Genomic DNA, 24,492 nt, shown 5'->3' with positions numbered 1-24,492 from the left:
TGAGTGCACTGCGCCGCCGCGCGCTTATCCCATCCTCGTGCCGGAAGGCGTCGCCTGAGCCGAATGGCTGTTCGCAGCCGCCGAACCAGAGCCAGATCAGGATCAGGAAGAAACCCGCTTCATGACCAATCGCCACGATCACCGCCTCATCGACGGCCGGGCCGTGCAGGCCCGCATCCTGACCGAACTGCGCGCCGAGCTGGAACGCGAAAGGGCGATCCGCCCGGTCGGCCGGCTGCTGTCGGTCTCGATCGGTCCCTCGCCCGAGATCGAGGTCTATGTCCGCAACCAGGCCCGCGGCGCCGAACGGGTCGGCCTGCCCTTCGAGCGACAGCTCTGGCCCGCCGACATCACCCAAGAGGAATGCAAGCGCCGGATCGCGGCGCTGAACGACGATGCCGAGGTGCTGGGCATCATCCTGCAGCGGCCGGTGCCGGCGCACATCCATGTCCGCTCGCTGCAATCGGCGATCCATCCGCTGAAGGATGTCGAGGGGATGAACCCCGCCTCGATCGGCAACATCGTCTATAACGATGTGGCGCTGGCGCCCTGCACCGCCGCGGCGGCGGTGGAGCTGGTGCGCGAGACCGGGCTGAACCTGCGCGGCCTCGAGGTGGTGATGATCGGCCATTCCGAGATCGTCGGCAAGCCCGCCGCCTTCCTGCTGATGGCCGAGGGCGCCACCGTCACCGTCTGCCACCACATGACCCGTTCCGTCGCCATGCATTCGCGGCGCGCCGACGTGGTGGTCGTCGCGGTGGGCAAGCCGCATCTGATCGGGCCGGACATGATCAAGCCGGGCGCCGCGGTCATCGACATCGGCATCAACCAGGTCAGCGCGCCGGACGGCACGCTGCGGATCCTCGGCGACGTCGACACCGACAGGGTGCGCGAGGTGGCGGGCTGGATCACCCCGGTCCCCGGCGGCGTGGGTCCGGTGACGGTGGCCATGCTGATGCGCAATGCGCTGACCGCGCACAAGCGCCAGGTCGCGTCCGGCTGGCTGCCGCCGGCCACCCTGCGCGGCCCCTGAGCCGCGGCCGCAAGCCGGACGGGCTTCCGCCGACAGCGTCGGAAGCATTGACGAGTCTTGGAGGAGACTGCGGAGGAGATCGCATATGCAGACAACACCCGAGAGGGGAATCAACACCGGCGTCTTCTGGCCTGCCATCGCCATTGCCGGGGGGTTCGTGATGTGGGGCGTTTTCGCCCCCGACAGCCTGGCCGCCATCGCCACGGCCACATTGAATTGGATCATCCGGGTCTTCGGATGGAGTTTTGTCATTTCCACGGCCTTTTTCCTGGCCTTTGCCCTGTTCCTGGCCTTCAGCCGCTTCGGCCGCATCAAGCTGGGCCATGACGACGAGAAGCCCGAATTCTCGACCCGGTCCTGGGTCTGCATGATGTTCAGCGTCGGCATGGGCATCGGGCTGATGTTCTGGGGCGTCGCCGAGCCGATCAGCCATTTCGGCACCCCGCCGCACGGCCTGGCCGAGCCGCAGACCAGGGACGCCGCGCTGGTCGCCATGCAATACGCCTATTTCCACTGGGCGCTGCATCCTTGGGCGATCTATGCGATGGCCGGGCTGGCCATGGCCTATTTCAGCTATCGCCGCGACCTGCCGACGCTGGTTTCCAGCGCTTTCCACCCGCTTCTGGGCGACCGCGTGCACGGGCCCATCGGCCGCACCATCGACGTGCTGGCGATCATCGCCACGCTGTTCGGCACCGCCACCTCGCTGGGACTGGGGGCGCAGCAGATCAACAGCGGCATGAACTACCTGTGGCAGACCGGGGAATCGCCCAGCATCGCGCTTGGCATCATCGCCGTGCTGTCGGTGCTGTTCATCCTGTCGGCGGTCTCGGGCGTCGGCAAGGGCGTGCAGTTCCTCAGCAACATGAACATGGTGGTGGCGGTGCTGCTGCTGCTGTTCCTGGCGCTGCTCGGCCCGACGGTTTTCATCCTCGACACGCTGATCGAGTCGCTGGGCTATTACTTCGGCGACCTGGTGTCGATGTCGTTCCGCACCTCGGCCTTCAGCGACAGCAAATGGCTGGCCAGCTGGACGATCTTCTACTGGGCCTGGTGGATTTCCTGGGCGCCCTTTGTCGGCGTGTTCATCGCCCGCATCTCGCGCGGCCGCACCATCCGCGAATTCGTCGTGGGCGTGCTGATGATCCCCAGCGCCGTGACCTTCGTCTGGTTCACCGTCATGGGCGGCAGCGCGCTGTTCTCGGAACTCAGCGGCCCCGGCGGCCTGGTCGAGGCGATTGCCCAGCAGGGCGCCCCGGTCTCGCTTTTCGCGCTGCTCGAGCAATATCCGCTGGCCGGGCTGACCTCGGTGGTGGCGATGTTCCTGGTGGCGATCTTCTTCGTCTCGGGCGCCGATGCCGCCTCGGTGGTCATGGGCATGTTGTCCTGCCATGGCACCACGCATCCGCGCGCCGGCATCGTCGTGCTCTGGGGGCTGCTGGCCGGTGCCTCGGCCTCGGTGCTGCTGGTGATGGGCGGGCTGGACGGGTTGCAGACCGCCTCGATCATCGTGGCCGCGCCCTTCCTGGTGGTGATGGTGGGACTTTGCGGCTCGCTCTGGAAGGGGCTACTGGACGATATCGAGGTGCATGGCCATTTCGAGGAGATCGACCCGCATACCGGCGGGCTGAAGGAACGGCCACGCTGAACCGCTTCCGGACGTGCCGCTCCGACCTACCGGCGCAGCGCGTCCCAACCCTGGTGCAGAAATGTCCGCCGCCTCCCCTTCCCCCGCCCCGCCCCCACCGCCTGCCGCGCCGGCTGTGCAGCGCTATGTCTTCCTGCTTCTGGACCGTTTCACCCTGGTCTCCTTCGCCGCGGCGATCGAGCCGCTGCGGCTGGCCAACCGCCTGGCCGGACGGACGCTCTACGACTGGCGGCTGGTGGGCGAACAGGCCGGAGAACAGGCCGCAGAACAGGGCGCCGCCGCCTGCTCGAACGGCGCCCGCGTCATGCTTGACGGCGGGCTTGCCGACACCGCGCGCGGCGATACCGTGCTGGTCTGCGGCGGGCTCGACATCACCCGCGCCGCCACCCGCCCGGTGCTGGCCTGGCTCCGGCGCGAGGCCCGGCGCGGCACCCGCATCGGCGCGCTGTGCACCGGGGCCTGGGTGCTGGCCGAGGCCGGGCTGCTTCACGGCCGCCGCTGCACCATCCATTGGGAAAACCAGGACGGTTTCGCCGAGAAATTCCCCGACGCCACCCTGATCCGCACCGTCTTCGTCGAGGACGGAAACCGCCTGACCGCCGCCGGCGGCACCGCCGCCATCGACCTGATGCTGCGCCAGATCGCCCGCGACCACGGCCAGGACCTGGCCGGGCGGGTGGCCGACCAGATGATCCACACCGCCATCCGCTCCGAGCAGGACGACCAGCGCCTGGCCGCGCCCGCCCGCATCGCCGCCCGCCACCCGCGGCTGGCCCAGGTGCTGGCCCGGATGGAGGCGCATATCGAGGACCCGATCAGCCCGGCGCTGCTGGCCGCCGAGGCCGGGCTGTCGCCGCGCCAGCTCGAACGGCTCTTCGCCCGCCATCTCGGCCGCTCGCCCAAGCGCTATTACATGGAGCTGCGCCTGGAGCGCGCCCGCCACCTGCTGGTCCAGACCGAGATGAGCATGATCGAGATCGCTCTCGCCTGCGGCTTCGCAAGCACCGCCCATTTCTCAAAATGCTACCGCGCAACCTTCGGCAGCACACCCTATCGGCAAAGGGAAGCCGCCGGCCGGTAGGGGGAGAGCCCGCTACTCCACCGTCACCGATTTCGCCAGATTGCGCGGCTGGTCCACGTCGGTGCCCTTGGCCACCGCCGCGAAATAGGCCAGGTACTGCATCGGCACCGCGTAAAGGATCGGCTGGAACAGCCCGCCGCCCGCCGGCATCGCCAGGCCGGCCCGCACGCCATGGCCGCCGGTCGCCAGCCCCTCGGCATCCGAGATCAGCAGCACCTGGCCGTGCCGCGCCATGACCTCCTGCATGTTCGAGACGGTCTTGTCGAACAGCCCGTCGCGCGGTGCCAGCACCACCACCGGCACGTTGCGGTCGATCAGCGCGATCGGGCCATGCTTCAGTTCGCCCGAGGCATAGCCTTCGGCATGGATATAGCTCAGCTCCTTGAGCTTCAGCGCGCCCTCCAGCGCCACCGGGTAAAGCGCGCCGCGGCCCAGATACAGCACGTCCTGCGCCTCGGAAAGCCAGCCGGCCAGGCGGCGGCATTCGTCGCCCACCGCCAGCGCCTGGTTCAGCAGCCCCGGCAGGCTGCGCAGGTCGGCGAGATGCCCCGCCAGCTCGGCCTCCGAGAGCCGGCCGCGATCCCGCGCCGCCTTCAGCGCCAGCACCGCCAGCACCGCCAACTGGCAGGTGAAGGCCTTCGAGGAAGCCACGCCGACCTCGATCCCGGCCAAAGTCGGCAGGGCGATATCGGCATCCCGGGCGATGGCCGAGGTGCCGACATTCACCACCCCGACCGTGCGCGCCACCTTGCCCCGGGCATAATGCAGCGCCGCCAGCGTGTCCGCCGTCTCGCCCGACTGGCTGACGAAGATCGCCCAGCTTTGCGGCGACAGGGGCGGTTCGCGATAGCGGAACTCGGAGGCCACATCCAGGTCGCAGGGCAGGCCGGCAAGGCTCTCGAACCAATAGCGCGCCACATGCGCGGCATAAAAGGCGGTGCCGCAGCCGACCAGCGTCAGGCGGTCCACCTCGCGGAAATCCAGCGCCTCGGGCAGCACGATGCGATCGCCCTTGATGTAGTGGTTCAGCGCATCGCCCAAAACAACCGGTTGTTCCGCGATCTCCTTGGCCATGAAATGCCGATAGCCGCCCTTGTCGATCTGGGTGGCGCCGACGTCGATCTGCTGGATCTCGCGATTGGCCGGACGGCCCTCGGCATCGAAGATCTCGGCGCCCGCGCGGCGGATGACGGCGTGGTCGCCGTCCTCCAGATAGGTGATCCGGTCGGTGAACGGCGCCAAGGCCACCGCGTCCGAGCCGATGAACATCTCGTCCTTGCCATGGCCCACCGCCAGCGGGCTGCCCTTGCGCGCCGCGATCATCAGGTCGGGCTCGCCCTCGAACAGGAAGGCCAGGGCGAAGGCGCCGTGCAGCCGCGCCAGCGTCGCCCGCGCCGCCTCGACCGGACCTTGGCCCTGGTCCATGTGCCAGGCGGTCAGCAGCGCCACGGTCTCGGTATCGGTCTGCGATTCCGGCTGCATGCCAAGCGCCAGCACCTCGTCGCGCAGCTCGCGGAAATTCTCGATGATGCCGTTATGGACCACGGCCACCGGGCCGCGGCGATGCGGATGGGCATTGGCCTCGGTCGCGGCGCCATGGGTGGCCCAGCGGGTATGGCCGATGCCGGCATGGCCGGCCAGCGGCTCATGCACCAGCCGGTCGGACAGGTTCACCAGCTTGCCCACCGCCCGGCGCCGGTCCAGCCGCCCCGAGGCATCCACCGTCGCCACCCCGGCGCTGTCATAGCCGCGATATTCCAGCCGCTTCAGCGCCTCGACCAGTTGCGGGGAAACCTCGTGATCGCCCAGGATTCCGATGATGCCGCACATGGCTCAGTTCCCCTTCTTCTGGCGCAGCACCTGCATCAGCCGCGTGGCAAGGCCGGGCTTGGTCACCTGCTTGGCGCGCCCCAGCGCCAGCGCATCGTCGGGCACATCCTCGGTGATCACCGAGCCCGAGCCGGTCATCGCCCGCGCCCCCACCCGCACCGGCGCCACCAGCATGGTGTCCGAACCGATGAAGGCATGCGGACCGATCTCGGTCCGGTGCTTGCCGACGCCGTCGTAATTGCAGGTGATGGTGCCGGCGCCGATATTCGTGGCTTCGCCGATATGGGCATCGCCCAGATAGGTCAGGTGGCCGACCTTGACGCCCTCGTCCAGCACGCTGTTCTTGATCTCGACGAAATTGCCGACATGCACGTCGCCGCCCAGTTCGGCGCCGGGGCGCAGCCGGGCGAAGGGGCCGACCGTGGCGCCGGCGCTGACATGGCAGCCCTCGAGATGGCAGAAAGGCAGGATCTCGGCGCCGCTTTCGACGGTCACGCCGGGGCCGAAGACCACGTTCTGGCCGATCACCGCATCGCGGCCGATGCAGGTGTCGAGCGCGAACCAGACCGTCGCCGGATCGGACAGCGTCACGCCATCCTCCAGCGCCCGGGCGCGGGCGCGGGCCTGGAAGGCGGCCTCGGCCTGCGCCAGTTCGGCGCGGGTGTTGATGCCCAGCGTCTCGGCCTCGTCGCAGGTCACCACCTCGACGCGGTGGCCGGCGGCGCGGGCCAGTTCGGGAATGTCGGTCAGATAGTATTCGCCGGCCGCATTGCGGTTGCCGATCCGCGGCAGGAATTCGCGCAGCAAGGCCGCATCCGCCGCCAGCACGCCGGAATTGACCAGCCGGATCGCCCGGATCGCCGCGTCGGCATCCTTGTATTCGACGATGCGCTCCAGCCCCTCGGGTCCGGTGACCAGCCGGCCGTAGCGGCCGGGATCGGCGGCCTCGAAGCCCAGCACCACCACATCGGCGGCATGGCTGGCGAGATTGGCCAGCGTCTCCTCGCCGATGAAGGGGGTGTCGCCGTAAAGCACGATCACCCGGCCCTCGAAACCGTCCAGCAGCGGCAGGGCCTGGCGCACGGCATGGGCGGTGCCGAGCTGCTCCTCCTGCAGGGCGATGCGCGCCTCGGGGTCGAGCTTGGCGACCGCCTTGCCGACCGCCTCGGCGCCATGGCCAGCGACGACGATCACCGCCTCGGGCTCCAGCAGGCGGCCGGTGGCGAGCGCGTGTCCGACCAGCGGCACGCCGCCCAGCCGATGCAGCACCTTGGGCAGGTCGGACTGCATCCGGCTGCCCTGTCCGGCGGCCAGCACGATCAGCGCGACGGGTTTCTCGGTCATCTCTGCCCTCTTGCCTGTTCCTTATCCTTGCCGGGCGTTCTACCTAGAGGGCGGCGGTGGGGAAAGGCCCCCGCGGATCAAACATCTTGACGGAAGGTTACAGCATGGCGGGAACGGTGGTCTTCGATCTGGACGGCACGCTGGCCGATACCTCGGGCGATCTCATCGCGGCGGCCAATGCCTGCTTCCATGCCCGCGGCCTGGGCGCGCTGCTGGACCCCGTCGAGGACGCGCTGATCGCCTTTCACGGCGGCCGGGCCATGCTGCGCGCCGGCTATGCGCGGCTGCCCGGCGACACCATCCTGCCCCCCGGCGCCGAGGACGAGGATTATCCCCGCCTGCTGGGCCATTACGGTCAGGCCATCGCCATCCACACCCGGCTTTATCCGGGGGCCGAGGCGGCGCTGGACCGGCTGGCCGATGCCGGCCACCAGCTGGCGGTCTGCACCAACAAGCCCGCCGCCCTGGCCGAAACGCTGCTGCGCGAACTCGGCATCCGCGACCGTTTCGCGGCGATGATCGGCGCCGATACGCTGCCGGTGCGCAAACCCGATCCCCGGCCTTATCAGGCGGCGGTGCAGGGCGCCGGCGGCGCGCTGGGGCGTTCGTTCCTGGTGGGGGATACGGAAACCGACCGCAAGACCGCGACTGCGGCGGGGGTCAGGGTGGCGCTGGTGGCCTTCGGCCCCGAGGGGGCAGGACTGGCCCGGCTGGCGCCCGAGGCGATGCTGCGGCATTACGACGACCTGCCGGAACTGGCCGAGGAATGGCTGGCGGGCTGAAAGCGTTTCAAGGGGGGCCGGCGGCCCCCCATGCGCGAGATGCTCCGCCGGTTACTCGGCCTGGTCCGCCGATTTGGCGTTGAGCTGGCCGTAGTTCTGCGCGCCGATCTGCTCGTAAAGACCCAGTTGGGTTTCGAGGAAGTCGATATGGCCTTCCTCATCCGCCAGCAGCGAATCGAACAGGCTGCGGCTGACGTAATCGCCGACCTTGTCGCAATATTCCCGCGCCTCGATATACAGGCTGCGGGCGTCGTATTCGGCCGCCAGATCGGATTCCAGCGTTTCCTTGAGATTCTGGCCGATCCGCAGCGGATCCAGCTTCTGCAGGTTCGGATGCCCTTCCAGGAAGATGATTCGCTGGATCAGCCGATCCGCGTGATGCATTTCCTCGATCGATTCGGCCCGGGACTTGTCGGCGACCTTGCCGTAGCCCCAGTCTTCCTGAAGACGGTAATGCAGCCAATATTGGCTGACGGCGGTCAGTTCAGACCGTAGCGCTGCGTTGAGATAGTCGATGACCTTTGCGTCGCCCTTCATGGCTCACCCCTGTACGGTTGGCTCTCAATCCTCTCAGGATGGGAGGCACCGCCAGATTATCGCATCCGCGCATGGTGTCCAGAAACAAGGGCATACAGCCGCCGCAATCCGCGCGCTTGCCAAGCGCGTGATAGATCTTGCCGGGGGTGATGATCGTCTCGGGATCGGCGGCCCGCATCCAGTCGACGGCGGCTCGGATGTCATGGTCGGAAATCTGGGTGCAATGGCAGACGATCATGGGCTCACCTTGATTGCCCCAAGACTTAGCAAAATCCTCGGAGAAGTAAAGCCTGAGTTTTTCACTTTGTGATGACCGCCGCCTTGACGCCTCCGAAGCGGCCGGACAGAACCTAAGCTCATGAAGCTGGACGATTTCGACTTTCACCTGCCCGAAACGCTGATCGCGACCCGCCCGGCGCGCCCGCGTTCGTCGGCGCGGCTGCTGCTGGCCCAGGGCGATTCGCTCCGCGACCTGCATGTGCGCGACCTGACCGACCTTCTGGAGCCCGGCGACCTGCTGGTACTGAACGACACCAAGGTGATCCCTGCCCGGCTGACCGGCACCCGCACGCGCCGGACCGCACAGGGCGAGGCGGTGGCGAAGGTCGAGATCACGCTGCTGGAGCCCGCCGCCGACGGCTGGCGGGCGCTGGCCAAGCCGCTGCGCAAGCTGCGGCCCGGCGAGGTGATCCGCTTTTCCGAGGCGCTCTCGGCCGAAGTGGCGGCGATCTCGGACGGCGCCCTGACCCTGCGCTTCGACGCCGCGGGCGAGGCGTTCGACGCCGCGCTGGCGCAGGTCGGCGCCATGCCGCTGCCGCCCTATATCGCCGCGCTGCGCCCGCCGGACGAGGCCGACCGCGAGGATTACCAGACCGTCTGGGCCCGCCGCTCGGGCGCGGTGGCGGCGCCGACCGCCAGCCTGCATTTCGACCGCGCGCTGCTCGAGCGGCTGGCGGCGCGCGGCGTGCGCTTCGCCCATGTCACCCTGCATGTCGGCGCCGGCACCTTCCTGCCGGTCAAGGTCGAGGACGTGACCACGCATCGGATGCACGGCGAATGGGGCGAGGTCACGCCCGAGGCCGCCGCGGCGATCAACCGCACCCGCGCCGAAGGCGGACGGGTGATCCCGGTCGGCACCACGGCGCTGCGGCTGATCGAATCGGCGGCGGCCGAGGACGGCAGCGTGCACCCGTTCAGCGGCGTTACCGAGATCTTCATCTATCCCGGCTATCGTTTCCGGGTGACGGATGCGCTGATGACCAATTTCCACCTGCCGAAATCGACCCTGCTGATGCTGGTCAGCGCCCTGATGGGCCAGGATCGCATCCGCAGGATCTATCGCCATGCGGTGGAATCAGGCTATCGCTTCTTCAGCTATGGCGACGCCTCCCTGCTGATTCCGAAGGATCCGTGATGCTTACCGTGCTCCGCACCACCTGGCCGCTGCTTCTGGGCATCCTGCTCTTGATGGTCGGGAACGGGATGCAGGGCACGCTTCTGGGCATCCGCGGCAAGATCGAGGACATCTCGACCACCCAGATGTCGGTGGTGATGTCGGCCTATTTCGGCGGCTTCCTGCTCGGCTCGCGCGTGGTGCCCAAGCTGATCCGCAATGTCGGCCATGTGCGGGTCTTCGCGGCGCTCGGCTCGCTGATCTCCTCGGTGCTGATCCTTTACGCGGCGGCGCCGCACTGGATCGCCTGGTCGCTGATGCGGCTGCTGATCGGCTTCTGCTTCTCGGGCGTCTACATCACCGCCGAAAGCTGGCTGAACGCCGGCACCACGAACCAGACCCGCGGCCAGGCCATGTCGGCCTATATGATCATGCAGATGCTGGGCATCATCTCGGCGCAGCTGCTGATGAACACGGCGGATCCGGCCGGCTACCTGCTGTTCGTGATCCCCTCGGTGCTGGTCAGCCTGTCCTTCCTGCCCATCCTGCTGTCGACCCAGCCCGCGCCGCAATTCGCCACGCTGAAACGCATGAGCTTCGGCGACCTGTTCCGCGTCTCGCCGCTGGGCTGCATCGGCCTCTTCCTGATGGGCGGGGTGTTCTCGGCGCTGTTCGGCATGGCCTCGGTCTGGGGCTCGACCAAGGGGCTGTCGGTGCGCGAGATCTCGGCCTTCGTCGCCGCGATCTATGCCGGCGGGCTGTTCCTGCAATATCCGATCGGCTGGCTGTCGGACCATGGCGACCGCCGCTTCATCGTGCTGGGACTCAGCGCGCTTGGCGCCCTGGTCTGTCTCGCCACGGTGACGCTGCAGCCGGGCATCTGGGGGCTGCTGCTGGCCGCCGCGCTGATCGGCGGCGTCGCCAATCCGGTCTATTCGCTGCTGCTGGCCTATACCAACGACTTTCTCGACGCCTCGGACATGGCGGCGGCCTCGGCGGGGCTGCTGTTCATCAACGGCGTCGGCGCCATGGCCGGGCCGCTGATCACCGGCTGGCTGATGTCGCTTTTGGGGCCGGACGGGTTCTGGATCTATATCGGCGCGCTGCTGGCGGCGCTGACCTTCTATGCCGGCTGGCGGCGCACCCGCCGCCCGACCCCGGCGCTGGATCAGAACTTCGCGGTCATCGCCCCCTCGGCCACCCCGGTCGCGGTCGAGGCGGCGCTGGAAACCGCCAGTTCCGACGACGCCGCCAAACCCGTCTGACGGGGTTGCGGCGACCAGCCGGCTCTGCAACCATCCCGGAAAACGGAGGGCGCAGCCATGACCGAAACCATGACACCCGAAGGCATCAACCGCTTCTGGCTGGACGAAATCGGCGAGGCGGGCTGGTACGCCCGCTCGGACGCATTGGACGCAACCATCCGCCAGCGCTTCCTGCCCGCCTGGGAACGCGCTGCCGACCTGGCGCCGGGCTGGGCCAGAACGCCCGAGGGCGCGCTGGCGGCGCTGATCCTGACCGACCAGTTTCCGCGCAACATGTTCCGGGATGATCCGCGCGCCTTCGACACCGACCCGCTGGCCCGCAGCCTCGCCCGCGAGGCCATCGGGAACGGCTTCCACCTGCGCATCGCCCCGCCCGGCCGGCAGTTCTTCTATCTGCCCTTCGAGCATGCCGAGGATCTGGCCGACCAGGAACGCGCGGTCGCGCTGTTCGCCGAGTTCATGCCGGGCGAAAACCTGCGCCACGCCGAGCTGCACCGCGACACCATCGCGAAATTCGGCCGCTTCCCCTGGCGCAACGCGGCGCTGAAACGCGTGCCGACGGCGGCGGAAACCCGCGTGATGGAGGCCGGCGGCTATGGCGCACTGGTCGCCGGCAAGCTGTCGCTTGCTGACCTGGAATAAATGGTTTAACGCTGAACTATCTTTTCTGAGAGGGGAGCATCCATGGCGCAGAGCTTCGACATGGTGGTGATCGGTTCCGGCCCTGGCGGCTATGTCTGCGCCATCCGCGGCGCGCAGCTGGGGCTGAAGGTGGCCTGCATCGAGCGCGAGCATCTGGGCGGCATCTGCCTGAACTGGGGCTGCATCCCGACCAAGGCGCTGCTGCGTTCGGCCGAGGTCTTTCACCTCATGCACCGCGCCAAGGAATTCGGCCTCTCTGCCGACGGGATCGGCTATGACCTGGGCGCGGTCGTGCAGCGTTCGCGCGGCGTGGCCAAACAGCTTGCCGGCGGCGTCGGCCACCTGCTCAAGAAGAACAAGGTCACCGTCATCATGGGCGAGGCCACGCTGGCCGCCCCCGGCAAGATCAGTGTCAAGACCGACAAGGGCGCCGAGGAAGTCACCGCGAAATCCATCGTGCTCGCCACCGGCGCCCGCGCCCGCGAACTGCCGGGGCTGGAGCCCGACGGCGACCTGGTCTGGAACTACAAGCATGCGCTGCAGCCGCCGCGTATGCCCGGAAAGCTGCTGGTCATCGGCTCGGGCGCGATCGGCATCGAATTCGCCAGCTTCTTCAATACGCTGGGCGCCGATACCACGGTGGTCGAGGTCATGGACCGCGTGCTGCCGGTCGAGGATGCCGAGATCTCGGCCCTGGCGAAAAAGCAGTTCGTCAAGCAGGGCATGAAGATCCTGGAAAAGGCCACGGTCAAGAAGCTCGACCGCGCCCCCGATGGAAAAGGCGGCGGCAAGGTCACCGCCCATATCGAGACCGGCGGCAAGACCGAGACCCAGGAATTCGACACGGTGATCTCGGCCGTCGGCATCGTCGGCAACGTGCAAAATCTCGGCCTGGAAAAGCTGGGCGCCAAGATCGACCGCACCCATGTCGTCACCGACGAATATTGCCGCACCGGCGTCGAGGGGCTCTATGCCATTGGCGACGTGGCCGGCGCGCCCTGGCTGGCGCACAAGGCCAGCCATGAAGGCGTGATGGTGGCGGAACTGATCGCCGGCGGGCACCCGCATCCGATCAAGCCGAACTCGATCCCCGGCTGCACCTATTGCAACCCGCAGGTCGCCTCGGTCGGCCTGACGGAAGAGAAAGCGAAAGCAGCGGGTTACGAGGTCAAGGTCGGCCGCTTCCCGTTCATCGGCAACGGCAAGGCCATCGCGCTTGGCGAGCCGGAGGGGCTGATCAAGACCGTGTTCGACGCCAAGACCGGCGAACTCCTGGGCGCCCACATGGTCGGCGCGGAAGTCACCGAACTGATCCAGGGCTATGTCGTCGGCCGCACGCTGGAAACCACCGAGGCCGAGCTGATGGAGACGGTGTTCCCGCATCCGACGCTGTCGGAAATGCTGCACGAGGCCACGCTCTCGGCCTATGGCCGCGCCATCCATTTCTGAACGGCTCCGCGGCGGGGGCCGCGCGGCCCCTGCTTTCTCCGTTTCGCAAATACCCTCGGGGGTCCGGGGGCAGACGGCCCCCGGCCCGGCCGTCACGCCGGGATCGGCATCCGCGCCTCGACCATGCCGGCATACCAGCTCGACCCGGCCGGAATCGCATTGTCGTCGAAATTATAGGCCGGGTGGTGCATCATCGCCGTGTCGCCGTTGCCGACGAAGATATAGGCGCCGGGCCGTTCGTTCAGCATGTAGCTGAAATCCTCGCCCGCCATCAGCGGCTGCATGTCCGTGTTCACCTCTCCGGCGATCTCACGCGCCACTTCCATCGCGAAAACAGTGGCTTCCGGGTGGTTCACCGTCACCGGATAGCCGCGCTCGTAATGCAGTTCGGCGGTGGCGCCGAAGGCGGCGGCGACATTGGCCGCAACGCGCTTGATGCCGTCCTCCAGCTGGTCGCGCACCTCGGGGGCGAGGCTGCGGGCGGTGCCTTTCAGCTTCACCTCTTGGGGGATGACATTGTGGGCGGTCGAGTCGGTTTCGACCATGCAGACCGAGACCACGCCGCTTTTCAGCGGATCGACATTGCGCGACACCACCGATTGCAGCGCCACGATGATCTGCGCCGCCACCAGCAGCGTGTCGATCGCCTCGTGCGGCTTGGCGGCATGGCCGCCCTTGCCGGTGACCAGGATGTCGAACTGGTCGGCGGCGGCCATCATCGCGCCTTCGCGGATGGCGAAACTGCCCACCGGATAGCCGGGCATGTTGTGCATGCCGTAGAATTCCTGGATGCCCCAGCGCTCGACCAGCCCGTCCCGGACCATGGCCAGGCCGCCTGCCCCACCCTCCTCGGCGGGCTGGAAGATCAGCACGGCACGACCGTCGAAATTCCGCGTCTCGGCCAGGTATTTCGCCGCGCCGAGCAGCATGGCAGTATGACCGTCATGGCCGCAAGCATGCATAACCCCCGGATTTTTCGAGGCATATTCCACGCCGGTCTGTTCCCGGATCGGCAGCGCGTCCATGTCGGCGCGCAGGCCGATCACCCGGCCGCTGCTGTCGCTGCGGCCCTTGACGACGCCGACCACGCCGGTGCGGCCGACGCCCTCGACGACCTCGTCCACGCCGAATTCGCGCAAGAGCTGGGCGACGCGGCCGGCGGTGCGGTGGACCTGGTAATCCAGTTCGGGGTTCTGGTGGAAGTCGCGGCGCCAGGCGGTGATCTCGGGCAGCAGGTCGGCAAAGCGGTTCTTGACGGGCATGTGACAATCTCCTTCGCCGGGAAGGTTACGCCTTTCGCCCAGCGCCGCAAGGCCGCGCAACGGCTGCGGGCGTTGCGCCGTGCACCGCGCCGGGGCCGGAACGCGAAAACCCCGGCAATTGCCGGGGTTTTGGCGGTGATCGCCGTGCAGCGGCCGTACACCGGGCGTACACAGGGCGTCCACCGCCGGACGCAAGCACCCCGACCGCAACAGGCCGCGGGGCGCCTCCGTCTCGGGCCCAGCGGTCAGCAGGCGGCTCAGCCATGCGTCACCGGATCGGTCAGCACCAGATGACCCGGCGCCACCTCGGCATAGGTCGAGGGCGGCGGGACGTAACCGATGGGGTGGATCGGCGAGGGGATCGGCCGGAAGCGCAGATCCTCGCTGATCTTGCGGCGGCGCGGATCGGCCACCGGGACGGCGGCCATGAGCTGGCGGGTATAGCTGTGCTGCGGGGTCTCGAACACCTGCCGGCGGCTGCCGATCTCGACGATGCGGCCCAGATACATGACCGCGACATGGTGGCTGACGCGTTCGACCACCGCCATGTCGTGGCTGATGAACAGCATGGCGATGCCCAGGTCGCGCTGCAGTTCCATCAGCAGGTTCAGCACCTGCGCCTGCACCGAGACATCCAGCGCCGAGACCGCCTCGTCGGCGACGATCAGCCGCGGGTTCAGCGCCAGGGCGCGGGCGATGGCGATGCGCTGGCGCTGGCCGCCCGACATCTCGTGCGGGTAGCGCTTCATGAAGCCGCGCGGCAGTTCCACCCGGTCGAACAGCTGGGCGATGCGGTCGCGGCGCTCGGCGCGGTTGCCGATGCCGTAATTCAGCATCGGCTCCTCGATCTGGTCCAGAAGCCGCATCTGCGGGTCGAGGCTGGCGAAGGGATCCTGAAAGATCATCTGCATGTCGCGCCGCGCCTTGCGCAGCGCGCGGGCGTCGAGCGCCAGGATGTCGCGCCCGCCCAGCCCGACCTGCCCCGATGCCGGCTCGACCAGCCGCAGGATCGAGCGGCCGGTGGTGGACTTGCCGCAGCCCGATTCGCCGACCAGCGACAGGGTTTCGCCGGCATTGACGGTGAAACTGACATCCTCGACCGCATGCACCTGGGCGACGGTGCGGCGCAGGACGCCGCCCTTGACCGGGAAGCGGGTGCTGAGGTTGCGGACCGTCAGCAGCGGCGCGGCGGCGCGGGGGACGACCGGCTCGGGCCGGGCCGCCTGCCCGTCGCGCATCAGCCGCATCGGCTCGGGCGCGTCGCGGCCGGCCATCTCGCCCAGCCGCGGCACGGCGGCGAGCAGCGTCCGGGTATAGGGCTGGCGCGGGGCCTCGAAGATCTGCTCGACCGGGCCTTCCTCGACCTTGTTGCCGCGGAACATGACCACGACGCGGTCGGCCATCTGCGCCACCACCGCCATGTCATGGGTGATGAACAGCACCGCCATGCCGGTTTCGCGCTTCAGCCGGTCGATCAGCGCCAGGATCTCGGCCTGGATGGTGACGTCCAGCGCCGTGGTCGGCTCGTCGCAGATCAACAGGCGCGGGCGGCAGGCCATGGCCATGGCGATGACGACGCGCTGGCGCATGCCGCCGGACAGTTCGTGCGGGTATTGCCGCAGCCGCCGCTCGGGCTCGGGGATGCGCACCTCGGCCAGAAGCTCCAGCGCCCGGGCGCGGGCCGCGCGCCGCGACAGGCCGCGATGCGCGATCAGCCCTTCGGAGAGTTGTTCGCCCACGGTGAAGACCGGATTGAGCGCCGTCATCGGCTCCTGGAAGATCATCGCGATCTCGTTGCCGCGGATGGCGCGCATGGCGGCGGGCGCGGCCCGGGCCAGATCGACCTGGCCCCCGTCGCGCTGGAAAAGCAGCCGGCCCTGGGCGATCTCGCCGCCGCCGAACTCGACCAGCCGCATCAGCGACAGCGAGCTGACCGACTTGCCCGAGCCGGATTCGCCCACCACGCAAAGACATTCGCCGGGCCGGATGTCGAAGGACAGCGACTCGACGCCGGTGACCGGGCCGTCATGGGTCTGGAACTCGACCCGCAATCCTTCGACCCGGACCAGCGGCTTTCCGTCCAGCATCCGCACCCCCGACCATCACCCGCCCATTGCTGCGGCATTCAGGCTAATGCCCCGCGGTCACATTGCAACCGCAAACCGGGGCGGAACTTGTTTCTTGCTTTTGATCCGGAACCTGTCTGAAACTCGGCGCAACCGAGGGACAGCAGGACCGGGGAAACGGCAGAGCAGGCAGACGGCCACCGGGGCCGGCGGTGCCAGACGTCCCGCGCAGATCCACCGACAGGAGAGAGCGATGAAACTGGAAACCCTGATGCTGGGCGCGGCGGCGACCACCGCCCTTGCCGCCACCATGGCCCCGGCCGCCCTTGCCGCGCGGGGCAGCGACGGGCAGCTGAGCGTCATCATGTGGCAGGCGCCCTCGACGATGAACCCCTATCTCTCGGCCGGCACCAAGGACATCATCGCCAGTTCCATCGCGCTGGAGCCGCTGGCGAGCTTCACCACCGAGGGCACCATCGCGCCGCGGCTGGCGGCCGAACTGCCCACGGTCGAGAATGGCGGCATCGCCAAAGACCTGAAAAGCGTCACCTGGACGCTGAAGCCGGGGATCAAATGGGCCGACGGCAGCCCGTTCACCGCCGCGGACGTGGCCTTTACCGCCGCCTATTGCATGGACCCTTCCGGCGGCTGCGCGCAGCTGGCGAAGTTCGAGGGCGTCGAGACGGTCGAGGCGGTGGACGAGCTGACGGTGAAGATCAGCTTCGTCTCGCCGCGGCCCGACCCGTTCTCGGCCTTCGTGGGCGCGCAGTCGCCGGTGCTGCAAAAGGCGCAGTTCGCGGATTGCACCGGCGAGAGGGCCCCGACCTGCACCCAGCAGAATTTCAACCCCATCGGCACCGGCCCGTTCAAGGTGGTCGAGTTCCGCACCAACGACACCATCACCTTCGAGGCGAACCCGGAATATCGCGACCCCGAAAAGCCCGCCTTCGCCCGGCTGGTGGTCAAGGGCGGCGGCGATGCGGCGGCGGCGGCGCGTTCCGTGCTGGAGACGGGCGAGTTCGACTATGCCTGGAACACCCAACTGGCCCCCGACGTGATCGCCGGCATGGAGGCGGCCGGCAAGGGCAAGAACGTCGCCGCCTTCGGTTCCCTGGTCGAGCGCATCCATGTGAACCTGACCGATCCGAGTTCCGACCTGCCCGAGGGCGAACGCTCGACGGCCAAGCATCCGCACCCGATCCTGACCGATGCCAATGTGCGCAAGGCGCTGTCCATGGCCATCGACCGCCAGCTGCTGACCGAGCTGGGCTACGGCCCCGCCGGCCAGCCGACCTGCAACCTGGTGCCGGCGCCCGCCGCCTGGGCGTCCGAGAACACCGAATGCCTGACCCAGGATATCGCGGGCGCCAAGGCGCTGCTGGACCAGGCCGGCTGGGTCGCGGGGGGCGACGGCATCCGCGAAAAGGACGGCAAGCGGCTGACGCTGGTGTTCCAGTCCTCGGTCAACGCGGTGCGGCAGGATTTCCAGGCGCTGATCAAGCAATGGTGGTCCGAGATCGGCGTCGAGACCGAACTGAAGACGGTCGATCCTTCGGTGTTCTTCGGCGGCGACGCCGGCTCGCCCGACACGTTCCAGAAGTTCTATGCCGATATCGAGATGTATGCCAACAACTTCGAGGGCAACAACCCCGAGCCCTATCTGGCGCGGCAGACCTGCGACAAGATCCCCGGCCCCGACAACCAGTGGCAGGGCGAGAACACCAGCCGCTATTGCGACCCGGAATTCGACCGGCTGATCGGCGAGATGACGCAGATCGTCGACCCGGCCGAGCGCGGCGCCATGGGCAGGACGCTGAACGAGATGCTGACCAGGGACAGCAACGCCGTGATCCCGCTGGTCTATCGCGGCACCGCCTCGGCGGTGTCGAACACGCTGGGCGGGGTCGAGCTGAACGCCTGGGACAGCGAGCTGTGGAACGTCGCGGACTGGCACCGCATCCAGCAATAGGCCATGCTGGCGCAAGGCCGGCCCCCGTCGCGGGGCCGGTTCCCCACCCCGTCAACAGGCTGAAACACCATGATGATTTCCCGACTGATTGTCTCGGCGCTTGCGCTGGCCGTCGCCTCGCCCGCCCTGGCCGAACGCGGCGGCGACGGCGCGCTGCGCGTGCTGTACTGGCAGGCCGCCACGGTGCTGAACCCCTATCTGTCCACCGGCGCCAAGGACGTGGACCCGGCCTCGATGGTGGTCGAGCCGCTGGCGCTGGTCGCCGATGACGGCAGCCTGTTGCCGGTGCTGGCGGCCGAGATCCCCAGCCGCGAGAATGGCGGCATCGCCGCGGATTTCACCTCGGTCACCTGGACGCTGAAGCCGGGGCTGGTCTGGTCGGACGGCACGCCGGTCACCGCCGAGGACGTGCAGTTCACCGCCGAATATTGCATGGACCCCGCCTTTGGCTGCGCGGTGCTGGCCGAGTTCGAGGGCATCGCCTCGGTCGAGGCGCTGGATGCGCAGAGGGTGCGGCTGAATTTCGACGCGCCGCGCTATGCGCCCCTGCAAGCCTTCGTCGGCGGGCGCACGCCGGTGCTGCAAAAGGCACAGTTCCAGCCCTGCATGGGCGCGGCGGGCGCCAGCTGCACGGCGCAGAATTTCGGCCCCATCGGCACCGGCCCCTATCGGGTGACGGATTTCCGGCCCGGCGACGTGGCGGTGTTCGAGATCAACCAGCATTACCGCGACCCCGCCAAGCCCGCCTTCGACCGGGTGACGGTCAAGGGCGGCGGCGACGCCATGGCGGCGGCGCGCGCGGTGCTGGAATCGGGCGAATACGATTTCGCCTGGAACCTGCAGCTGCCGCCCGAGACGGTGGCGGCGATGGAGGCGCAGGGCAAGGGCAAGCTGGTCGCCAGCTTCGGTTCGATGGTCGAACGGATCGAGCTGAACCAGACCGACCCCAGTTCGGACCTGCCCGAGGGCGAGCGGTCCACGGCCGCGCATCCGCATCCGGTGCTGAGCGATCCGGCGGTGCGCCAGGCGCTGTCCATGGCCATCGACCGGCCGCTGCTGGCCGAGCTGACCTATGGCCCGGCCGGCAAGCCGACCTGCACCATCGTGCCGGTGCCGGCCGCCTATGCCTCGGGCCGCGACGAATGCCTGACGCAGGACATCGCGGGCGCCAAAGCGGCGCTGGACCAGGCCGGCTGGCTGCCGGGCGGCGACGGCATCCGCGAAAAGGACGGGCATCGGCTGTCGCTGGTGTTCCAGACCACGGTGAACCCGGTGCGCCAGGACGTGCAGGCGCTGGTCAAGCAATGGTGGTCCGAGATCGGCGTCGAGACCGAGCTGAAGGCGGTGGACGGCGCCGCCTTCTTCGGCGGCGACCCCGGCAATCCCGATTCGCAGCAGAAATTCTATGCCGATGCGCAGATGTTCACCGATGCCTTCTATATCCCCGATCCGGCCTCGTTCCTGAACAAGTTCGTCTGTTCGCGCATCCCCTCGGCGGCAAACCAGTGGCAGGGCAACAATTCCGTGCGCTTCTGCGACAAGGCCTATGACGCGGGCATCGAGGAGCTGCATGGCAGCGCCGAGCCGGAAAAGCGGCAGGAGATCGCCAAGCGCCTGACCGACACGCTGACCGCCGAGGGCCATTACCTGCTGCCGCTGGTGCATCGCGGCATGGTCTCGGCCCATGCGAACAGCCTTGCGGGCGTCGCCCCGAACGGCTGGGAGGGGCAGCTGTGGAACGTCGCCGACTGGAGCCGAGCCGAGTGAAAGGCGGGGGATCGCCATGCTGAGTTTCGCCCTGCGCCGGCTTATGCTGGCGATCCCGACGCTCTTGTTCATCTCGCTGGTGATCTTCCTGCTGCTGGAAGCCTCGCCCGGCGACCCCTTGGGCGACGTGCCGCTGACCGTGCCGCCCGAGGTCAAGGAGCGGATGCGCGAGGCGCTTGGCCTTGGGCAGGCCTGGTATATCCGCTACGTGCTGTGGCTGAAGCAGTTCTTCTGGGTCGAGCCGCTTTACTGGTTCGACCGCGCCTTCGGCACCGGGTTCAGCGCAGGCATGCAGCGCATCATCAGCTTCCAGAGCCGCAGCCCGGTCTTCGACGTGATCGCGCAGCGGCTGCCGCAGACGCTGACCGTCGTCGGCATGTCCTACCTGATCGGGGTGCTGATCGCGATCCCGATCGGCATCGTCTCGGCCTATCGGCAATATTCCTGGTTCGACCAGATCGGCACTTTCGTGTCGATGGTCGGCTTCTCGCTGCCGACCTTTTTCACCGGGGTGGTGCTGATCATCGTCTTCGGCATCAAGCTGCAATGGTTCCCGTCGATCTATGACACCACGCTGCGGGTGACGGATTGGGACAGTTTCGTCCAGCAGGTGCGGCAGATGGTGATGCCGGTCACGGTGCTGGCGCTTTACAATGCCGCGCAGATCAGCCGCTTCATGCGCGCATCCATGCTGGACAACCTGCGGCAGGATTACGTGCGCACCGCGCGGGCCAAGGGCCTGAGCGAGCGCATCGTGGTGCTGAAGCATGTGCTGCGCAACAGCCTGATCCCGGTGGTGACGGTGATCGCGCTGGGGCTGCCGGCGGTGTTCGGCGGCGCCATCATCACCGAGCAGGTGTTCAAGGTGAACGGGCTGGGGCAGTTGCTGATCCTGGCGATCAACGCCAACGACATCCCGATGGTGATGACGCTGACCTTCATCTTCGCGGTGCTGATCGTCAGTTTCACCCTGATCGCCGACCTGCTTTACGGCGTGCTGGACCCGAGGATCCGCTATGACTGACCGGCTGCTGATCGAGGAAAGCGCGGTCAACGCCGCGGCGCCGGGGGCCGAGGCGCTGCCGCCCGCCGATCCTGTCGGGGGTGGGACGCCGCCCGAGGCCCCGGCCCGCAGCCAGGGACGCGACATCTGGCGGCAGTTCCGCAGCCATCGCGGCGCCATGGTGGCACTGGTGCTGTTCGTGGCGATCATCCTGTTCGTGACCGCCGGGCCGCTGGTCTGGACCATCGAGCCGACCTTCGTCGACATCCGTGCCCGCAACCAGGGCTTCAGCGTCGCGCATCCGCTGGGCACCGACCAGCTGGGCCGCGACCTGCTGGCGCGGCTGATGGCCGGGGGGCGGGTGTCGCTGGCGGTGGGGCTGACCGCCATGGCGATCGCACTGACGCTGGGCAGCCTGATCGGCATCAGCTCGGGCTATTTCCGCCGGCTCGACGCGCCGCTGATGCGGCTGACCGAGCTGTTCCTGGCCCTGCCGCTGCTGCCGCTGCTGCTTTTGATGGTGACGCTGTTCCGCGAGCCTTTGGGCAAGGCGATGGGCCCGGCCGGCGGCACCTTCCTGCTGATCGTCGGCGCCATCGGCGTCACCTCGTGGATGCAGACCGCGCGCATCGTGCGCGGCGAGGTGCTGGGGCTGAAGGAGCGCGAGTTCATCCTGGCGGCGAAATCCATCGGCACGCCGGCGCCGCGGATGATCCTGCGTCATGTGCTGCCCAACGTGGTCTCGCCCATCGTGGTGGCGGCGACGCTGGGCATCGCCACGGCGATCATCACCGAAAGCGCGCTGTCCTTCCTGGGGCTGGGCTTTCCGCCGGATTTCCCGACCTGGGGCCGGCTGCTTTACGACGCGGTGGACCAGATGCAGATGTATCCCTGGCGGGTGGTGCTGCCGGGGCTGCTGATCTCGCTGACGGTGCTGTCGGTGAACTATATCGGCGACGGCTTGCGCGATGCCATGGACCCGCGGATCCGCAAGCGCTGAACGGCGCGGCTGCCGGGGTATTTGGAAAACGGTGAAGGCGGTCAGAGAGCGCCTGCGAGCGCCGGAAGCTCGGAACGCGGCAGGATCAGGAGCATCGGCCCCTCGCATTCCAGCGTGACCGGGCCGGTGGCTTCGTTCGAGGTGCCGCTGCGGCCGGTGGGCGCGAAGGCGAGCCCGTCGATGGGCCATTTCAGCCCGGTCGAGCGGCCCGAGGCCGGGCCCATCGGGAAAAGCGAGACCCGCGTGCCGGGCGCGAGGTCCAGCGTCAGGCGCGGCGGCGCAAGGGTGATCACGTCCTCGCCGGCGATCAGCAGGCAGGGCGGGCCGATGCGGCGGGCGAGCACGCCGAGCGCCGAGAGGAAATGGTCGTGGCGCGCGCCCGAGAACCCCAAGGCGATGACGAAGGGCGTGTCGAGCCGGGCCAGGCATTTCTCGAAATCGGTGCTGTCCTGTTCGGCGATGGGGTGCTGATTCTCGGCCGGGATCTCGGCCCGGGCACGGGCCGAGATGCTGTCGAAATCGCCCCAGACCGCCGCCGGCATCAGCCCGTGGCTCAGCGCGGTGTCGGCGCCGCTGTCGGCGGCCGCCACCACCGGGGCAAGCCGCAGCGCCTGCTGCAGGTCGGCCCGGGCGACGGCCGGCGCGCCGCCGATCAGCGTGACCGGGCGGGCGCTGGCGAGCCTCATTCGCCCTTGCCGATGCCGGTGAACACCTTGCGGAACGGCAGCGCCCAGAGGATGCCGAGGACCACATAGACCGCAAGCTCGACCAGGATCGGCTGGCGGCCCCAGCTCCGGTCCATCCAGTTCACCAGGCTTACCGCCACCACGATATAAAGCGGCAGCCCGACCAGCAGGATCAGCAGCGACCAGCGTTTGCGCGTCTTGAGGTCCATGGCGTCCCTATCAGTCCGCGAAGGGATCGGTGACCAGGATGGTATCGTCGCGCTCGGGCGAGGTCGAGAGCAGCGCGACGGGGCACTGGATCAGCTCTTCGATGCGGCGGACGTATTTGATCGCATTGGCGGGCAGATCGGCCCAGCTGCGCGCGCCTTGCGTCGAGTCCTGCCAGCCCTCCATCTCCTCGTAGACGGGTTTCGCGCGGGCCTGCAGCGCCGCGGCGGTGGGCAGGTGGTCGTAATGCTGGCCATCCACATCGTAGCCGGTGCAGATCTTCAGGGTCTTGAAGCCGTCCAGCACGTCGAGCTTGGTCAGCGCGATGCCGTCCACGCCCGAGATGGCGCAGGTCTGGCGCACCAGCACCGCGTCGAACCAGCCGCAGCGGCGCTTGCGGCCGGTGACGGTGCCGAATTCATGGCCGCGCTCGCCCAGGCGCTGGCCGTCGGCATCGTCCAGCTCGGTCGGGAACGGGCCTTCGCCGACGCGGGTGGTATAGGCCTTGACGATGCCCAGCACGAAGCCGATGGCCGAGGGGCCGAGCCCGGTGCCGCTGGCCGCCATGCCCGACATGGTGGTCGAGCTGGTCACATAGGGATAGGTGCCGAAGTCGATGTCCAGCAGGCTGCCCTGCGCGCCCTCGAACAGGATGCGCTTGCCGGATTTGCGGGCGTCGTTCATCACCTTCCAGACCGGCTGGGCGTATTGCAAGAGCTTCGGGGCGATGTCCAGCAGCCTGGCGCGCAGCTCGGCCCGGTCGATGGGCGTGGCGCCCAGGCCCTGGCGCAGCGCGTCGTGATGCGCCAGCAGGCGGTCAAGGCGGGACTCCAGCGTCTCGGCATCGCCCAGATCGGCGACGCGGATGCTGCGGCGGCCGACCTTGTCCTCATAAGCCGGGCCGATGCCGCGGCCGGTGGTGCCGATCTTGCTGGCACCGGCGGCTTCCTCGCGCAGCTTGTCGAGATCCTGGTGCAGCGGCAGGATCAGCGGGGTGTTTTCCGCGATCATCAGGTTTTCCGGCGAGATCTCGACGCCCTGGGCGGCCAGCTTGTCGATTTCGGCGAACAGCGACCAGGGATCCAGCACCACGCCATTGCCGATGACCGCCATCTTGCCCTTGCGCACGATGCCCGAAGGCAAGAGCGACAGCTTGAAGACCTGGTTGCCGATGACCAGCGTGTGGCCGGCGTTGTGGCCGCCCTGGAAGCGCGCGATCACATCGGCGCGTTCCGACAGCCAGTCGACGATCTTGCCCTTGCCCTCGTCGCCCCATTGCGCGCCGACGACCACCACATTGGCCATAGTGCTATCCCCTTGCGGTCATGAATGCCGCGGCTGGTATAATGGCCGAACCGCGCGGGGGAAAGCGCATTCCGCCCGCGGCACCAAATGCCGGGGATGCGCAAGACGCGCCGGCCGCCGGCCGCCCAGGGGCCGGGATTTCCCTTGCGCAGGCCCGCCTGGGCCACCAATGCAATGCTGCATTGCAAAAGAAGCGGTGGCGGCGGCCGGAGGGCTGGCCTAA

The 24,492-nt window shown here is 68.2% G+C and carries 21 protein-coding genes; 12 read left to right on the top strand and 9 right to left on the bottom strand.

Annotated features, from left to right (window positions below):
• Nucleotides 1–121 precede the first annotated feature (121 nt).
• The 3 genes from NBE95_RS07405 to NBE95_RS07395 all read left to right on the top strand — a co-directional run bounded on the left by NBE95_RS07405 (nucleotide 122) and on the right by NBE95_RS07395 (nucleotide 3,762).
• Complete coding sequence (locus NBE95_RS07405; protein WP_289893273.1) at nucleotides 122–1,033, top strand: bifunctional 5,10-methylenetetrahydrofolate dehydrogenase/5,10-methenyltetrahydrofolate cyclohydrolase; 912 nt, start codon at nucleotides 122–124, stop codon at nucleotides 1,031–1,033.
• An 85-nt stretch (nucleotides 1,034–1,118) separates the two neighbouring features.
• A complete protein-coding gene (locus NBE95_RS07400; protein WP_289893272.1) occupies nucleotides 1,119–2,681 on the top strand; it encodes a BCCT family transporter in 1,563 nt (520 codons plus the stop codon).
• A 61-nt stretch (nucleotides 2,682–2,742) separates the two neighbouring features.
• Nucleotides 2,743–3,762, top strand: a complete 1,020-nt coding sequence (locus tag NBE95_RS07395) for a GlxA family transcriptional regulator (protein WP_289893271.1) — start codon at nucleotides 2,743–2,745, stop codon at nucleotides 3,760–3,762.
• Between the two features lie 12 nt (nucleotides 3,763–3,774).
• On the opposite strand, the gene glmS is transcribed toward NBE95_RS07395, so the two are convergent.
• Both glmS and glmU read right to left on the bottom strand, forming a co-directional pair.
• Nucleotides 3,775–5,592, bottom strand: coding sequence for a glutamine--fructose-6-phosphate transaminase (isomerizing) (gene glmS / locus NBE95_RS07390; RefSeq protein WP_289893270.1), 1,818 nt, complete (start codon nucleotides 5,590–5,592; stop codon nucleotides 3,775–3,777).
• A 3-nt stretch (nucleotides 5,593–5,595) separates the two neighbouring features.
• Nucleotides 5,596–6,936, bottom strand: a complete 1,341-nt coding sequence (glmU, locus tag NBE95_RS07385; RefSeq protein ID WP_289893269.1) for a bifunctional UDP-N-acetylglucosamine diphosphorylase/glucosamine-1-phosphate N-acetyltransferase GlmU — start codon at nucleotides 6,934–6,936, stop codon at nucleotides 5,596–5,598.
• A gap of 104 nt (nucleotides 6,937–7,040) precedes the next feature.
• Between glmU and NBE95_RS07380 the strand changes: the two genes are divergently transcribed.
• The gene (locus NBE95_RS07380; RefSeq protein ID WP_289893268.1) at nucleotides 7,041–7,718 is read left to right on the top strand and encodes an HAD-IA family hydrolase; all 678 of its coding nucleotides are present in this window, start codon (nucleotides 7,041–7,043) and stop codon (nucleotides 7,716–7,718) included.
• A 51-nt stretch (nucleotides 7,719–7,769) separates the two neighbouring features.
• On the opposite strand, the gene bfr is transcribed toward NBE95_RS07380, so the two are convergent.
• Nucleotides 7,770–8,255, bottom strand: coding sequence for a bacterioferritin (gene bfr / locus NBE95_RS07375; protein WP_289893267.1), 486 nt, complete (start codon nucleotides 8,253–8,255; stop codon nucleotides 7,770–7,772).
• Nucleotides 8,203–8,493, bottom strand: coding sequence for a (2Fe-2S)-binding protein (locus NBE95_RS07370; protein WP_289893266.1), 291 nt, complete (start codon nucleotides 8,491–8,493; stop codon nucleotides 8,203–8,205). The genes bfr and NBE95_RS07370 overlap by 53 nt, the downstream gene beginning before the upstream one ends.
• A gap of 120 nt (nucleotides 8,494–8,613) precedes the next feature.
• Here NBE95_RS07370 and queA point away from each other — a divergent pair, with 120 nt between their 5' ends.
• Genes queA through lpdA form a run of 4 tightly spaced genes read left to right on the top strand, consistent with a single transcriptional unit; the run spans nucleotide 8,614 to nucleotide 13,004 of the window.
• A complete protein-coding gene (gene queA, locus NBE95_RS07365; protein ID WP_289893265.1) occupies nucleotides 8,614–9,669 on the top strand; it encodes a tRNA preQ1(34) S-adenosylmethionine ribosyltransferase-isomerase QueA in 1,056 nt (351 codons plus the stop codon).
• Entirely contained in the window at nucleotides 9,669–10,913 is a 1,245-nt protein-coding gene (locus NBE95_RS07360) for an MFS transporter (protein WP_289893264.1), read from the top strand. Before queA ends, NBE95_RS07360 begins: the two co-directional genes overlap by 1 nt.
• A 57-nt stretch (nucleotides 10,914–10,970) precedes the next feature.
• A complete protein-coding gene (locus NBE95_RS07355; RefSeq protein ID WP_289893263.1) occupies nucleotides 10,971–11,555 on the top strand; it encodes a DUF924 family protein in 585 nt (194 codons plus the stop codon).
• A 42-nt stretch (nucleotides 11,556–11,597) separates the two neighbouring features.
• Nucleotides 11,598–13,004 carry a dihydrolipoyl dehydrogenase gene (lpdA, locus tag NBE95_RS07350; RefSeq protein WP_289893262.1) on the top strand — a complete coding sequence of 469 codons (1,407 nt, stop codon included), beginning with the start codon at nucleotides 11,598–11,600 and terminating at the stop codon, nucleotides 13,002–13,004.
• A gap of 92 nt (nucleotides 13,005–13,096) precedes the next feature.
• Here the strand turns inward: lpdA and NBE95_RS07345 are convergent, their stop codons facing one another.
• On the bottom strand, nucleotides 13,097–14,266 hold the full coding sequence (locus NBE95_RS07345; protein ID WP_289893261.1) for a M20 aminoacylase family protein: 1,170 nt from the start codon (nucleotides 14,264–14,266) through the stop codon (nucleotides 13,097–13,099).
• Nucleotides 14,267–14,523: 257 nt separating this feature from the next.
• Nucleotides 14,524–16,353, bottom strand: coding sequence for an ABC transporter ATP-binding protein (locus NBE95_RS07340; protein ID WP_289893260.1), 1,830 nt, complete (start codon nucleotides 16,351–16,353; stop codon nucleotides 14,524–14,526).
• A 232-nt stretch (nucleotides 16,354–16,585) separates the two neighbouring features.
• On the opposite strand from NBE95_RS07340, the gene NBE95_RS07335 reads away from it, so the two are divergent.
• The 4 genes from NBE95_RS07335 (at nucleotide 16,586) to NBE95_RS07320 (ending at nucleotide 22,071) form a co-directional block, all read left to right on the top strand.
• Nucleotides 16,586–18,301 carry a peptide ABC transporter substrate-binding protein gene (locus NBE95_RS07335; RefSeq protein ID WP_289893259.1) on the top strand — a complete coding sequence of 572 codons (1,716 nt, stop codon included), beginning with the start codon at nucleotides 16,586–16,588 and terminating at the stop codon, nucleotides 18,299–18,301.
• 69 nt (nucleotides 18,302–18,370) lie between these two features.
• Nucleotides 18,371–20,068, top strand: a complete 1,698-nt coding sequence (locus NBE95_RS07330; protein ID WP_289893258.1) for a peptide ABC transporter substrate-binding protein — start codon at nucleotides 18,371–18,373, stop codon at nucleotides 20,066–20,068.
• Nucleotides 20,069–20,084: 16 nt separating this feature from the next.
• Nucleotides 20,085–21,092, top strand: a complete 1,008-nt coding sequence (locus tag NBE95_RS07325) for an ABC transporter permease (protein WP_289893257.1) — start codon at nucleotides 20,085–20,087, stop codon at nucleotides 21,090–21,092.
• Nucleotides 21,085–22,071, top strand: coding sequence for an ABC transporter permease (locus tag NBE95_RS07320; protein WP_289893255.1), 987 nt, complete (start codon nucleotides 21,085–21,087; stop codon nucleotides 22,069–22,071). The genes NBE95_RS07325 and NBE95_RS07320 overlap by 8 nt, the downstream gene beginning before the upstream one ends.
• A gap of 41 nt (nucleotides 22,072–22,112) precedes the next feature.
• Here NBE95_RS07320 and NBE95_RS07315 read toward each other — a convergent pair whose 3' ends face one another.
• From NBE95_RS07315 to NBE95_RS07305, 3 genes are read right to left on the bottom strand one after another with little or no spacing between them, the layout of a single operon-like run.
• Nucleotides 22,113–22,757 (bottom strand): thiamine diphosphokinase, encoded by a 645-nt coding sequence (locus NBE95_RS07315; RefSeq protein WP_289893254.1) that lies wholly within the window; start codon nucleotides 22,755–22,757, stop codon nucleotides 22,113–22,115.
• Entirely contained in the window at nucleotides 22,754–22,966 is a 213-nt protein-coding gene (locus NBE95_RS07310; protein WP_019353909.1) for a DUF2842 domain-containing protein, read from the bottom strand. Before NBE95_RS07310 ends, NBE95_RS07315 begins: the two co-directional genes overlap by 4 nt.
• Before the next feature lie 10 nt (nucleotides 22,967–22,976).
• On the bottom strand, nucleotides 22,977–24,269 hold the full coding sequence (locus tag NBE95_RS07305; protein WP_289893253.1) for an adenylosuccinate synthase: 1,293 nt from the start codon (nucleotides 24,267–24,269) through the stop codon (nucleotides 22,977–22,979).
• Nucleotides 24,270–24,492 lie beyond the last annotated feature (223 nt).

Source organism: Paracoccus sp. TOH, from assembly GCF_030388245.1.
GTDB lineage: Bacteria > Pseudomonadota > Alphaproteobacteria > Rhodobacterales > Rhodobacteraceae > Paracoccus > Paracoccus simplex.
Note: the sequence above shows the minus strand (reverse complement) of the source record. Positions and strands in the feature narration are given on the sequence as shown.